The organism is Janthinobacterium sp. GW821-FHT03C10 (assembly GCF_059420865.1).
The window spans coordinates 96,177-109,720 of the sequence record NZ_JBWKUN010000005.1 but is presented as its reverse complement, the minus strand read 5'-3'; the positions used below and the strand labels follow the sequence as shown (position 1 = coordinate 109,720).

General features: G+C 66.1%; 12 protein-coding genes. 4 read left to right on the top strand and 8 right to left on the bottom strand.

Going from position 1 to position 13,544, the window contains the following annotated elements:
- Positions 1-41: 41 nt before the first annotated feature.
- Entirely contained in the window at positions 42-944 is a 903-nt protein-coding gene (locus AC07VH_RS17565; RefSeq protein WP_494787629.1) for a LysR family transcriptional regulator, read from the bottom strand.
- Between the two features lie 127 nt (positions 945-1,071).
- Between AC07VH_RS17565 and AC07VH_RS17560 the strand changes: the two genes are divergently transcribed.
- Both AC07VH_RS17560 and AC07VH_RS17555 read left to right on the top strand, forming a co-directional pair.
- Positions 1,072-2,493: an MFS transporter gene (locus AC07VH_RS17560; RefSeq protein ID WP_494787630.1), complete on the top strand. Its 1,422-nt coding sequence runs from the start codon at positions 1,072-1,074 to the stop codon at positions 2,491-2,493.
- Positions 2,490-2,888 carry a DUF4440 domain-containing protein gene (locus AC07VH_RS17555; protein WP_494787631.1) on the top strand — a complete coding sequence of 133 codons (399 nt, stop codon included), beginning with the start codon at positions 2,490-2,492 and terminating at the stop codon, positions 2,886-2,888. Before AC07VH_RS17560 ends, AC07VH_RS17555 begins: the two co-directional genes overlap by 4 nt.
- A 1-nt stretch (position 2,889) precedes the next feature.
- Here AC07VH_RS17555 and AC07VH_RS17550 read toward each other — a convergent pair whose 3' ends face one another.
- The 5 genes from AC07VH_RS17550 to AC07VH_RS17530 form a co-directional block, all read right to left on the bottom strand.
- Positions 2,890-3,465: a DUF1349 domain-containing protein gene (locus AC07VH_RS17550; protein ID WP_494787632.1), complete on the bottom strand. Its 576-nt coding sequence runs from the start codon at positions 3,463-3,465 to the stop codon at positions 2,890-2,892.
- A gap of 25 nt (positions 3,466-3,490) precedes the next feature.
- The gene (locus AC07VH_RS17545) at positions 3,491-4,879 is read right to left on the bottom strand and encodes an efflux transporter outer membrane subunit (protein WP_494787633.1); all 1,389 of its coding nucleotides are present in this window, start codon (positions 4,877-4,879) and stop codon (positions 3,491-3,493) included.
- Positions 4,876-7,974: a MexW/MexI family multidrug efflux RND transporter permease subunit gene (locus AC07VH_RS17540; protein ID WP_494787634.1), complete on the bottom strand. Its 3,099-nt coding sequence runs from the start codon at positions 7,972-7,974 to the stop codon at positions 4,876-4,878. The genes AC07VH_RS17545 and AC07VH_RS17540 overlap by 4 nt, the downstream gene beginning before the upstream one ends.
- Before the next feature lie 12 nt (positions 7,975-7,986).
- A complete protein-coding gene (locus AC07VH_RS17535; protein ID WP_494787635.1) occupies positions 7,987-9,099 on the bottom strand; it encodes an efflux RND transporter periplasmic adaptor subunit in 1,113 nt (370 codons plus the stop codon).
- 67 nt (positions 9,100-9,166) lie between these two features.
- Entirely contained in the window at positions 9,167-9,649 is a 483-nt protein-coding gene (locus AC07VH_RS17530; RefSeq protein ID WP_475416996.1) for a DUF2165 family protein, read from the bottom strand.
- A 123-nt stretch (positions 9,650-9,772) separates the two neighbouring features.
- On the opposite strand from AC07VH_RS17530, the gene AC07VH_RS17525 reads away from it, so the two are divergent.
- Positions 9,773-10,432, top strand: a complete 660-nt coding sequence (locus tag AC07VH_RS17525) for a helix-turn-helix transcriptional regulator (RefSeq protein WP_475416997.1) — start codon at positions 9,773-9,775, stop codon at positions 10,430-10,432.
- Here AC07VH_RS17525 and AC07VH_RS17520 read toward each other — a convergent pair.
- Entirely contained in the window at positions 10,429-11,694 is a 1,266-nt protein-coding gene (locus AC07VH_RS17520; RefSeq protein WP_494787636.1) for an MFS transporter, read from the bottom strand. The genes AC07VH_RS17525 and AC07VH_RS17520 overlap by 4 nt on opposite strands.
- A gap of 112 nt (positions 11,695-11,806) precedes the next feature.
- Between AC07VH_RS17520 and AC07VH_RS17515 the strand changes: the two genes are divergently transcribed.
- Positions 11,807-12,706, top strand: a complete 900-nt coding sequence (locus tag AC07VH_RS17515; protein ID WP_489629331.1) for a LysR substrate-binding domain-containing protein — start codon at positions 11,807-11,809, stop codon at positions 12,704-12,706.
- Here AC07VH_RS17515 and AC07VH_RS17510 read toward each other — a convergent pair.
- On the bottom strand, positions 12,703-13,455 hold the full coding sequence (locus tag AC07VH_RS17510) for an SDR family oxidoreductase (protein WP_489629332.1): 753 nt from the start codon (positions 13,453-13,455) through the stop codon (positions 12,703-12,705). The two genes, AC07VH_RS17515 and AC07VH_RS17510, sit on opposite strands and share 4 nt — an antisense overlap.
- Positions 13,456-13,544: the final 89 nt, after the last annotated feature.

Here is a 13,544-nt window from a genome sequence, read left to right as displayed (position 1 = left end):
TGGAAATCGTTGTGTTTATCAAATATTGGGGAAGTGAAACCTTAGTCCGGCGTGCCCACGAACGTGCGCAAGAAGTCGATAAAGGCGCGCACCTTTTCCGCAATATGCTGGGTGTTCGGATACACGGCATACACGCCCTGCTGCGGGAAGACGACGCCGGGCAGCAGGCGGCGCAGGCGTCCCGCGCGCACCTCCCCTTCCACCAGCCACTGCGGCAGCAGGGCCACGCCGCAGCCGCCCAGGGCAAAGCCCAGCAGGGCCGAGGCGGAGTCGGAATGGATGGCGGCGTCGTCCTGCACGGCAAAGGCGGCCGGACCGTCGGGCGTCTGCACGTCCCAGCGCAGCGGCGAGGCCAGGCGGCTGTGCGCCAGCCAGCGCGCGCGCTGCAAGTCGTCCAAGCTGGCGATGTCCCTGCCGGGCAGGCTGGCCAGGTAGGCGGGCGAAGCGACGGGCCAGATCGCGTACGGCTCGATCAGCGCGGCGCGGTAGCTCGAATCGTTGAGGGACCCCATGCGGATGGCCAGGTCATAGCGGCCCGAGATCAGGTCTTCATGCGACGACGACGACGAATGCTGGATCTGCAGCTGCGGGTGGGCGGCGGCGAAGGCGATCAGCGCGGGAATCACCGTGCGGCTGCCATATTCGACGGTGGTGGTCAGGCGCAGGGTGCCGCGCAAGCCTTGCTGGCCCTGGCGCGCCGTCTCGATGGCGCCATGCGCTTCGCTCAGCACGCGCTGGCAATCCTCGTAAAAGCGCCGTCCCACGTCCGTCAGCGCCAGGCTGCGCGTGCTGCGCGTGAGCAGCGACACGCCCAGCTCCGCCTCCAGCTGTTTCAAATTAAAACTGACGACGGCCTTGCTCTGGCCCAGCACGGCGGCGGCGGCCGTCAGCGAACCGGCGTCGACGATGGCGATGAAAATACCCAGGCGGTCAAGACTGATCATGATGAAGAGTAGGTAGACATGCGGTTTGCAGGGGTTTGTCAAAATAAGTTTGACAGTGTAATCGGGGCTGGCCCGTTACGCAAATGGCGGTGAGCGCTTAAGCTGGCCGTTTGCCATTCGGAGCACCATGGACTATCGCAAAAAAGTGGCGGCCATCTATCTGCTGGGGTTTTTCGTCGACCTGATCAACATGTTCATCACCAGCGTCGCCTACCCCGACATCGGCCATGCCCTGCACGCCTCGGTGGCGCAGCTGGCCTGGATCAGCACCGCCTACATCCTCGGCCTGACCATCGTCATCCCGGCCAGCGCCTGGCTGGCTGCCTATTATGGCAGCAAAACCGTGTTCATGGCATCGTTGCTAACTTTTTTATGCGCGAGCATCGGCGCCGGCCTGGCGCCGTCGATCGAGGCGCTGATCGCCTGGCGCTGCGTGCAGGGGCTCGGCGGCGGCTTGCTGATCCCGCTGGGGCAAAGCATGACCTACCAGCTGTATCAACCTGCGGAGCGCCCCGGCCTGTCCTCCGTCATCATGCTGGTGGGTTTGCTGGCGCCCGCGCTGTCGCCCGCCCTGGGCGGCGTGATCGTCGACAGCCTGTCGTGGCGCTGGATTTTTTATTTGAACGTGCCGTTCGCGGCGCTGGCGCTGCTGCTGGCCGCCTGCTGGCTGCGTCCCGATCCGCCGCGCGCGGCCGTGCCCCGTCTCGACGTGGGCGGCCTGCTGGCGGGCAGCACGGCGATTTTGCTGCTGCTGCTGGGCTTGACCATGCTCGGTACGCCGGGCGAGTTGCTGACCGGCGCCGGCGTGCTGGCGCTGGGCGCCGCCTGCGCGTGGGCCTACGTGCGCGGCGCGTTGCGCAAGTCGACGCCGCTGCTCAACCTGCGCCTGGCCGCCGAACCGCTGCTGCGCATAGCCATGCTGATGTACCTGCTGGTGCCCGGTGTCTTCATGGGCGTGAGCCTGCTGGCCATGCTGTACCTGCAGGGCGTGCTGGGCATGCCGGCCTCGACGGCCGGTGCCTTGATGCTGCCGTGGGCGCTGGCCTCGTTTGCGGCCATTTCGCTGACGGGGAAAAGCTACCGCCGCGTGGGGCCGCAGCCCCTGTTCATCGCTGGCGCCCTGCTGCAGGCGGCGGGCATGCTGATGCTGCTGCGGGTGGATTCGGCGGGCCAGTTATTCTGGCTGGCCGGCGCGTATGCCGTGATGGGCTTTGGCGGCGGTTTGTGCAGCAGCACGGCGCAAAGCACGGCCTTCTTGCGCACGCCGGACGCGCAACTGAGCCAAGCCAGCGCCGTGTGGAATATCAACCGCCAGCTGGGCTTTTGCCTGGGCGTGGCGCTGCTCAGCGTACTGCTCAACGGCTTGCTGGCGGCGCAGGGCATCGGCAGCCTGGACGACCCCGCCCTGCATGCGCGCGCGGCGCAGGTGTTTCACTGGTGCTTTGCGCTGGCCGCCAGCGCGTGCGTGCTGCCTTTGGCGCTGTGCCTGCGCATCGATAACCGCGCCGTTCTCGACCTTTTACATCACCATGGAGCAAGCAAAAAATGAACGCTACAAATCCTTATTTTGACGACATCTTATCCACGCATGTGCTGATCCGCGAATGGCTTTCCGGCGCAGCCACGGCGCCCGAACATTGCGCTGATTTGCTCGCGCGTTTCTCGCCCGGTTTCACGATGGTGGCGCCCGCTGGCAAGCAGCTCGATGGCGCCGGTTTGGCGGCGTTTTTCCGCGCCGCCGGCGGCAGCCGTCCGGGTTTACAGATGCGCATTTCGGACATCGTTTTGATACAGGAAAGCGCGGCCGGCGCCACCGTCTCCTACCGTGAGTTTCAGTCCATGCCCGGCGCAGAAAACACGGAGCGCCTGTCGACCGTCGTGTATGAAAAAACGCCTGCCGGCGAGCTGCTGTGGCGCCATTTGCACGAGACGTGGGCGGTTTAACTTAACTCAAATCATGCAAGCCTTTTTGCAGCGCGGGACCGGTGGCAAACTGCGAAAACACCACCTCCAGGCCACCGCGTTCCGGCGTGCAGCACATGGGCCCGACGCGGTAGCGGGATGCCGCAGGAAACGGCGCCAGGCGCAGCAGCGGCCACAGCTTGCCATCGGTCGAATACTGCACCCGGAGCACTCCCTTTTCCACCGTCACGCGCAGCCAGAAACCGTCCGGCATGGCGGGCGCGATGCTGACGGCCCAGTCGGATTTGTCCAAGGTCAATACGCTGCTCAACAGCAGCTGGCCGTCGGAAAATTCGACGCCGCATTTGAGCCAGTGTTGCTCGTCGATGCGCACCATCATGCCGGCCTGGTCGTACAGCGCCGCGTACTGCGCGGCCACGTGCAGCTGCGCCGTAAAATCGCCATGGATTTCAGTGCCAAAAAAGTGGCCGCTGTCGCGGATAAAACCATACGAAGTCTTGCGCCAGAAATCCGTGTTCGCATCCGTCGTCACGCGTAATTGCGCGCCGTCGGCGGACCAGTTTTCCGGTGGATTGAGCCAGCTGCCTTGCGTGAACATCGGATTTCCTCCTGATCGAAAAATGCTACATAGTTTGCCCCCATCCCAGCGCCTTGTACAGGGCGATCGCATCGATGTAGGACGCCGTTTCCGCCAGCAGCGCTTCGCGCCGGATATCGTACAAGGCGCGCTGGTTTTCCAGCACCGCCTGGTAGCTGCCGGCACCGCCCTGATAGCGCGTGCTGGCGATGCCCAGGGCCGCGTTGCCATGGCGCGCCGATTCCAGCAGGGAGGCCAAACGCGTCTGGTTTTCCGCCAGCTGCGTGACGGCGTTTTCCACGTCTTCCTGCGCCAATAACATCGTCTGCTCATAGCGCGCCAGCGCGCCCTGCGCCTCGGCTTGCGTGCCGCGCAAGCGTGCCCTGACGCTGCCCAGGCGGAAGGCCGGATAGCTGACGGAGGGCGCCACCTCGACCGCGCGCGCGCCGCCATCGAACACGCCGCTGCCGCGCAGGGCGAAGAAGCCTAAAAAGCCGCCGAGGCTGAGGCGCGGATACAGGTCGGCCGTGGCGGCCCCCACGTCTTCGCTGGAAGCTGCCAGCAGGCGTTCGGCGCGCACCACGTCGGGCCGCTGCTTGATCAGGCGGTTCACGTCGCCGAGCGGCAGCTGGCCCGCCAGCGGCGCCTGCTGGCGCGGCGTGGTGGCCAGCGCGATGGCACCCGGCGCTTGGCCGCTCAAGACATCGAGCCGGTACTGCGCCTGCCGTAACCCCGCCTGCAGGGGCGGCAATGCCGCCTCGCTGCGCGCCAGGTTGGCCAGCGCGTTGTGGCGTTCTTCCGGCAAGCCGCTGCCGGCGCGGATGCGCGCGTCGGTCAATGCCACCGTGTCGCGCCAGCTTTGTATCTGCGCCTGCGTCAGCGCCAGGTTTTGCTGGTAGCCCAGGGCCTCGTAGTAATTGCGCGCCACCTCGGCGGCGATCGTCAGCCGCACCTGCCGCAAATCGGCCTGCGCCGCGTCGGCGCGCGCCTGCGCCGAGCGGGAAATATGCGCGAGGCGGCCGAACAGGTCGATCTCCCATTGCGCGTCGAAACCCACGCGCGTATTCGTGCTGGCGGCGCGGCTGTCGGGCGTGTCCTGCTGCACCGTGCGCTGCCATCCCGCCTGGCCCGTGACGATGGGCAGTTCGTCGAGCCGGCGCTCGTCGAAGACGGCGCGCGCGGCCAGCAGATTCGCCTGTGCCTGCGCGATATCGAGGTTGTGTTCGAGCGCGCTGGCGATCAGCTGCGACAGCCGTGCATCGTCGAAAAACGTCCACCACGCGGCGCTGCTGGCAGCCGTTGGACCTGGCGCAAACTGCGCCTGCTGCGGGCTGGCCAGGGCGATGGCGGGCGTGCCCGGCGTGACGTAGGCGGGGCCGACGGCGCAGCCGGCCAGCACGGGGAAAAGGGAGATGAGATAGCGGTAATTTTTCATGGGGATTCCTTCAGCGCCTGCGACAGGTCGCGGGCGCGCGGCGTGGCATGGTCGGCCGTGTGGCGGCGGGCCAGAAAGGTGTACACGGTGGGCAGCACGAACAGGGTAAAGAAGGTGCCGATCAACATGCCCGAGACGATCACCACGCCCAGGCCGAAGCGGCTGTTGGCACCCGCGCCGGAAGCGAACAGCAGCGGCACCAGGCCCACCACCATGGCGGCCGTCGTCATCAAGATCGGGCGCAGGCGGATCTGCGCCGCCTTGCGGATGGCCGTGATGCGGTCGAGCCGTTCATGCACCTGCAATTCGTTGGCAAATTCCACCATCAGGATGCCATGCTTGCTGATCAGGCCGATCAGGGTCACCAGGCCGATCTGCGTGTAGATGTTCACGGTGGCGTAGCCGAGGGCCAGCGGAATCAGGGCGCCGCAAATCGACAGCGGTACCGTGATCAGGATGATCAAAGGGTCCGTCAGGCTTTCATACTGCGCCGCCAGCACCAGGTAAATGACGACGACGGCCGCCAGGAAGGCCAGCAGCAACGCATTGCCTTCCGTGGCGAACTGACGCGCGTCCGATTGCCAGTCGTAGCTGAAGCCGGGCGGCAGGGTCTTGGCCACGCCATCGAGGAAGGCGACGGCGTCGCCCAGGGTCACGCCTGGCGCCGGCACGCCCTGGAAGGTGGCCGCGTTCTGCTGGTTGAACTGCGTCAGCATGTTCGGCTCGATCTGTTCCGTTACCGAGACGACGGCGGACAGGGGCAGCAGGCTGCCATCGTCGGCGCGCACGTACTGCTGCGTCAGGGCTTGCGCCGTGAGTCGCTGTTCGCGCGGGCTTTGCGCGATGACGTCGTACGCGCGGCCATCCATGCCGAAGCGGTTCAGATAATTTTCGCCCACCAGCACGGCCAGCGATTCGCCGATGTCCTGCATGCGGATGCCCAGGCTGTTGGCTTTCGAGCGGTCCACGCGCACTTTCACGACGGGGTTGTTGTAATCGAGATCGCTGTCGACGACGGCAAACAGGCCGCTGTCGCGCGCGCGCTGCTTGACGTCTTCCATGGTGCGGAACAGGGTGGCGTAATCCTGCGCGCTGCGCAAGACCATCTGCACGGGCAAGCCGCCGCTCGATCCCGGCAAGGGCGCCAGCTGGAAGGCGAAGATGCTGGTGCCTTCCACGTCGCCCACGGCGTGCTGCAATTCGGCCTGGATGACGGCCGCATTGCGCGCGCGTTCAGCCCATGGCGTCAGGTTGATGCCGCCGATGCTCGATGCGGGGCCTTCGCCGCCGTTGATGATCCAGCGCGAGTGCGTTTCGGGGATGTTCTTGTAGATGGCATCGAGCTTGTAGGAAAAGCGTTCGACGTAATCGAGGTTGGCATGCTGCGGCGCCTTGATGGCCGTCAGCACGCTGGCCTGGTCTTCCGCCGGCGCCAGTTCGCGCTGCGGCAGCAGGTACAAAAACGGCAGACTCACCATCACCAGCGCGGCGAAACCGGCACTGAGCCAGCGGTGGTGCAAGGAGCGGTCCAGCAGGCGCGCATAGCGGCTGGTCAAACCCTCGAAGAAATGCTCGGCGGCGCGCGCCATGCGCCCTTCCGATTGTTTCGGCTGCAGCAGCAAGGAACTCATCACGGGAGACAGGGTCAGCGCCACCACGCCCGATACCACCACGGCGCCGGCCAGGGTCAGCGCGAATTCCTTGAACAGCGCGCCCGTGAGGCCCCCCATCATGCCGATCGGCGCATACACGGCCGCCAGCGTGATCGTCATGGCGATCACGGGGCCGGCCACTTCGCGCGCACCGACCAGGGCGGCCGCCACGGGCGTCTTGCCTTCCTCGATATGCCGGTGCACGTTTTCCACCACGACGATGGCGTCATCGACCACCAGTCCCACGGCCAGCACCATCGCCAGCAGGGTGAGCAGATTGATGCTGAAGCCGAAGGCCAGCATCAGCGCCGCCGCGCCCAGCATCGACAGCGGTATCGTCACGACGGGTATCAGCACGGAGCGCAGGGAACCCATGCACAGATAGATGACGATGACGACGATCAGCAGCGCTTCGAGCAGGGTGTGCGCCACCTCCTCGATGGACGACTGGATGAAGCGCGCCGTCTCGAACGCCAGCTCCACTTTTACGCCGGGCGGCAGGGTTTTCTGGATCTCCGGCAGCAGTTTTTTGATGCCGTCGACGATCACCAGCGGGTTGCCGCCGGGCGTGGGCGACAGGCCCAGGTACACGGCAGGCACGCCATCCATGATGCCGCTCGTCTCCGTGGCGGCGGCGCCCAGTTCCACCGTGCCCACGTCTTTCAGGCGCACGAGCGATGCGCTGTCCTTTTCATCGCCGCCCTTGCGGATGACCATGTCGCGGAATTGTTCCACGCTGGTGAGATCCGTGTTGACGCTGATGTTGGAGACGACGAATTGTCCCTTCACCTTGCCGGGCGCCGCCTGGTAGTTATTGCGCCGCACGGCGTCGGCCACGTCGGCCGCCGTCAAGCCGCGCGCCGCCAGTTTGGCCGGGTCGATCCACAGGCGCATGGCCAGCTGCTGGCCGCCATACACGTCGACCTTCGCCACGCCGTCGATGGTGGCGAACATCGGCTGCACCACGCGCGCCAGATAATCGGTCAGCGCGGGCGCCGAGACGCTGTCGCTGGCAAAGCCCACGTAGGCGACGGCCGAGGAATCGCCGGCCGAGCGCTCGATGACGGGGTCGAAGGCGCCTTCGGGCAGCTTGTAGCGCACCTGGTTGACCTTGGCCATCACTTCCGTCAGCGCCTGCGTGGAATCGCGGTTCAATTCCATGCGCACGGTGACCGTGCTGCTGCCCTGCACCGACGACGAGGTCAGGTAATCGATGCCTTCCACCGACGATACGGCTTGCGCAATCGGCTGCGTCACAAAACCCTGCATCAGTTCCGCCGAGGCGCCCGGATACGTGGTTTTCACGGTGATGGTCGATGATTCGAGCATCGGGTATTGGCGGATCGGCAGCTGCAGGATGGCGATCACGCCCAGCATCAGGATCAAGGTGCTGATCACCAGCGCCAGCACGGGGCGGCGCACGAATAAATCGGTAAATTTCATCGTGTGCGCTCCTTAGGAACCGGCCTTGGGCGCGGCGCGCTTGGCCTCGTCCAGGGTATTGGCCACGGCTTGCACGGCCATGCCGTCGGCCAGTTTCAGCTGGCCCGAAGCGACCACGCGCTGCCCCTCGCGCAAGCCGTCCAGGATGGCGACACGGCCTCCTGCCCGCTCGCCCAGTTTGACGCCCACGCGCTTGACGGTGAGCGGCTGCTTGCCTTCCTGCTGCGCGACAAACACGGTGTCGCCGTAGGCGCTGTAGGTCACGGCCGTTTCCGGCACCGTCAGCTGCTGGCCCGCTTCGCGCGCCACGCGCACATTCGCGTACATGCCGGCTTTTAAGGCGCCGCGCGGATTGCTGAGCGCCGCCTGCACCTGCACCATGCGCGAGCGGTCGATCAGCGGGTCGATGGCGTTGATCTTCGCCGTGAAGATGTCATCGGGATAGGCGTCCACCAGCACCTGCACGGCCTGGCCCGGCGCCAGCTTCGCGCTGCTCTGTTCATCGAGGGCGAAGTTCACCAGCAAGGATTTCGTGTCGATCAGGCTGGCCACCGTGTCGGCCGCGTTCAGGTACTGTCCCGCGTGCACCTTGCGGATGCCCAGCTGTCCCGCGAACGGGGCGCGGATGGTCTTTTGCGCGATCAGCGCTTCCGTCTGGCGCACGTCGCCCAGGGCCGCGTCGCGCGCGGCCAGCGCAGTGTCGAGCTGCTCCTGCGTGGCCGCCTTGTCCTTGACCATCTGCGCCGTGCGGGCATGGCTGCTTTCCGCGTTTTTCAGCTGCGCGCGCTGGCGCAGCAGCATTGCCTGTTCCGGCGCGTCATTGAGCTGTACCAGCACGGCGCCGGCCGCCACGCTCTGGCCCGATGCGAAGCGGATCTGCGTGATCCGGCCGCCCGTTTCGGCGGCCACCTGCACCTGCCGCGCCGCTTCCAGTTCGCCCACGCCCGCAAAAAAGCGTTCCTGCGTGCCCAGCACGACGGGCACCAGCGCCACCTTGGTGGCGGGGTAGGCGGCGGCATCGGCCGCATGCGTAGCGGCTTGTGATGCAGCGCGCGGATACAGCGCGGCGCCCGCGACGGCCAGGGCGATGGCCAGCGCGGAGGCGCCGACGATTTTCGTATTCATGATGAAGTCCTTTACAGCAGTACAAAGGGAAAAGTACAAAGGGAAGAAGAGGCGCAGCGGAGGCTGATCAGGTCCGCTGCGCGTTGAAGGTGAAAAACAGCGCCATGGTCCACAGCAGCAGCACTAGGTGCGTCGTCTGCAAGCCTTCCTGCGCGATCCAGTAGCCGAACCACAGGCCGCCCAGGTGCATCAGCAGCAAAAAGGCGGCCATGGCGCACAAGGCCAGGTTCAGCCAGGGCAAGCCGGCGGCCAGGCCGCCGCCGAACAACAGCGCCACGCCCGTCCAGGCGGCGATGGCGGCCAGCAGTTGCAAGGCCAGCACCACGCCCAGCGCCAGCCGGTGCAAGGTCAATGAGGTGAGGGCGCGGCGCAGCAGCGGCGTCTGGATGGTCGGGTCCTGGCGCAGCGGGTCCATGCGCATGGTGTTGCCGATGGCCCAGACGGAGCCGTGGAAGGCGTGCAGGTTGTTGATGGCGGCCAGGGTCAGCCAGGTGGCCAGGCCGGTAGCGAGGATGGCGTGAAACAGCCAGATCGAGTGTTGCAGCTGCATGGGATTCCAGTCCAAAGAGTGTCTTGCCGGCATGCGGACGTGGAAACTCCTCGACAGCGGGGAGCTACCGGCCTATTATGCAAGCAATTAGTTGGTTAACTGGCCCCATGATAGTTGAGCGAAATGAATTACACAAGTAAACGTTTGGATAATAGCGAGGCGCCGCAAACGACGGAGCGCATCCTGTATTTCATCAAGACCAAGGGACCCGTCTCCACGGCGACCCTGGCCAAGACCCTGGACATGACGGGCGAGGCGGCGCGCCAGCAAGTGCAAAAGCTGGTGGCGGCGGGCCTGATCGAGGGGCGCCAGGAGGCGCAGGCGGGCGCGGGACGGCCGCGGCAGAACTGGGTCTTGACGGAGGCGGGCAATGCGCGCTTTCCCGACACGCATGCGCAGCTGACGATCAAGCTGATCGGCTCCGTGCGCCAGCTGTTCGGCGAGGCGGGGCTGGATAAACTGATCACGCAGCGCGAAGAGGAAAGCCGCAGCGCGTATGCCCTGGCGTGCTCGGCGCCGGACTTGCCCACGCGCTTGCGGCAACTGGCCGCCGTGCGCGATGAAGAGGGGTATATGGCGCGCGTGGAAGCGGAGGGCGACGACTGGCTGCTGATCGAAGACCACTGCCCCATCTGCGCCGCGGCGCGCACCTGCCAGGGCTTTTGCCGCTCCGAGCTGCAGCTGTTCCAGGAAGTGGTGGGGCCAAGCGCCAGCATCGTGCGCGAGCAGCACGTGCTGGCCAATGCGATGCGCTGCGTTTATCGCATTTCTCTGTTGCCCTAAGCGTCAGGAAACAGCGGCCAGGTCAGCAGCGCCACCAGCCCCGCCAGCCACCACACGACGGGCCAGCTGCTGGCCGCCAGCAGGTGCGGGATGGCGAGGGGTGTGAGGAACAGCCCCACGTAGACGGCCGTGTTCGCCATGCCCAGGGCCGTGCCCGCATTGGCGGCGCCGGCGCGGGTCGCCAGCTCCGTGTAGGCCACGCCATGCCAGGCGGACACGGCGATGCCGGCGAGCACCACGGCGGCCATCAGCAGCCAGCCCGGCGCATGCGTCCAGGCGATGCATCCGAGCAAAATGAACGCGGCCAGTGCCACCAGGGCCGAGCCGCGCAGGTAGGCCGGCCGGTTCGCGTGGCGGTCCGTGTGGCGTCCGCTCCAGATGCGCATCACCATGGCGCCCGCCTGCAGGGCCACCATCACGGCGGTGATTTCCGCCAGGCCCAGGCGGCCATGGTCGTGCAGGAACACGGTGGCATAGCTGAGCACGGCAAATTGGGGCACGCACAGCAAGCCGATGGCCGCCACCATGCGCCAGACTTTACGATTACGTAAAGGTTGCGGTGGCATCACCTCAGACATGCCCGTGGACGCGTTTTGCGGCCCCTTGGCGGCCTCGGCAGAGAAATCGGGCTCATGCATCCAGCGCCACGTAAAAAATGCCGACAGGCCGCATACGAGGGCCAGGGCGCCAAACACGGGCATGAAGCCGTAGGACGATGCCAGACTGGGCAGGACGAGGGCGCCGAGGCCGCCGCCCAGCGGCACGGCCGTCTGGCGGATGCTCATGGCGAAACCCCGTTCGCCCGGGCCGAACCAGCGCATCACGGCGCGGCCGCTGGCGCCGTTCACGCTGCCGCCCAGCACGCCGACCAGGGCCAGCCCGGCCGCCAGCGCCCATAAGGGCGGCACGGACCCGTCAGCGGGCGTGATCCACAGCAGCAAGGTCAACAGCGCCAGCATGGTGCCCAGCAAGCCGGTCAGCAGCACGGGGCGGTCGCCCCAGCGGTCGGTGGCCATGCCCCATGGTAATTCGGTCAGGGCCACGCCCAGGCCCATGGCGCCCAGCGCCACCCCCAGTTCTGTATTGCTCAGGTGATAGCCGCTGCGCAGCCAGATGGCCGTGGTAGGCATGCCATTGGCGGCAGCGGAAAAGCTGGCATTGGCCGCCACGCCGACGGCCAGTACTTTCCAGCGATGGGCGTCGCCCAGCACGGGCGCGGTGACGGGGACAGGAACGGAAATGGCTTGGCAACGGGGGCTCATGGCAGGGAGATAAAAGTGGTTGACCCTGACAGTGTCGCGCGCTACGATCATTCTGAATATCAGATAATTTACGCTGCACCATCCCAAAAAACCGGACGATTTCTTCCACGCCATGAGCCTGCTTAATTTCGACATCGCCTTTCTGCGCAGCTATGTGGCTGGCATCGAGCTGGGCAGCTTTGCCCGCGCGGCCGACAAGGTGGGCCGTTCCACCTCGGCCGTCAGCGCGCAGCTGAAAAAACTCGAGGAGCAGGCGGGCATGCCCCTGTTCCGCAAGGATGGCCGGGGCCTGGCGCTGACGCCGGCCGGCGACGTGCTGCTCGGCTATGCGCGCCGCCTGCTGGAACTCAACGACGAGGCGGCCGTCGCCTTGCGCGGGGCGGAACTGGAGGGGTGGATCAGGCTGGGTTTGCAGGAGGATTTTGGCGAAGCCTTGCTGCCCGACGTGCTGGGGCGTTTTGCGCGCGCCCATCCGAAAGTGCGCATCGAGGCGCATGTGGCGCGCAACACGGCCCTGATGGAAGGGCTGGCCATGGGCCAGCTGGACCTGGCCCTGCTGTGGGGCGGCGCCTGCATCGCCGACGTGGCCGAATATCCGCAGCAGCAGCGCCAGCATATTGCCGAACCGTCCATGCGCTGGATCGCCTCGTCCAGCCTGGCCTGGCGGCCCGAGTCGGGCGAGCCGCTGCCGTTGATTGCGTTCGACCGCGAATGCCTGTTCCAGCGCTGCGCCACGCAGGCGCTCGATGGGGCCGGTATCGCCTGGCGCACGGCGTTTACCAGTCCCAGCCTGGCGGGACTGTGGGCGGCGGCCGCCGCCGGGCTGGGCGTGACGGTGCGCACCAGCCTGGGCTTGCCCGCATCCGTGCGCGCGCTCGATCACGTGGAAGCGGGCTTGCCCGCCCTGCCCCCGCTGTCGCTGGAATTGCTGCGCGCCTCAAGCGTGTCCAGGCCGCCCGTCGAGCGCCTGGCCGGCCTGATCATCGAGTCGCTGCAAGAAGATGCCGCTTAAAACGCCTGCGCCGTCGGGCGCAGCACGATTTCATTGATATCCACGTCGGCCGGCTGCTCGATCGCATACGCGATGGCGCGCGCCACGGCATCGGCGGGAATGGCGATCTGGTAGAACTCCTTGACGGCCTTGGCGCTCTCGGCGTGGCTGCTGCCCTGGCTTAATTCCGTGTCGACGGCGCCCGGGGCAATGACGGTGGTGCGGATGGTGCCGCCGCTGGCCGCCAGCTCGTGGCGCAAGCCTTCCGAAATGGCACTGACGGCAAACTTGGTGCCGCTGTAGACGGTGCCGCCCGGGCTGAAGACTTTTAGCCCCGCCACCGACGAAATATTGATGAAGTGGCCGCTGTTTTGCGCCTGGAAATGCGGCAGGACGGCGGCGATGCCGTTGAGCACGCCTTTGATGTTGATATCGATCATGTTGTTCCACTCGTCGACCTTCAAGGCGCTCATCGGCGCGATGGCCATCAGTCCCGCATTGTTGATCAGCACGTCGACCTTGCCGAACACGGCCAGGGCCGTGTCGATCAGATTCTTGACGTCGGCAGGCACCGTGACGTCGGTCTGGGCAATGGCGGCCTGGCCGCCGGCGGCCGTGATTTCCTCGGCGAGGATGGTGAGCAAATCCATGCGGCGCGCGCCGAGCACGACGCAGGCGCCCAATGCGGCCAGGTGGCGCGCGGTGGCTTCGCCCAGGCCGCTGCTGGCACCGGTGATGACGACGACTTTCCCTGCAATAGCTTGACTCATGATGGGTTCCTTGTGAAGGCAGCACAGTGCTGCGGATGACATCGATCAATGCCGGCACAGCTTAGCGCATTTGCGTCCTTTCTTGCTAT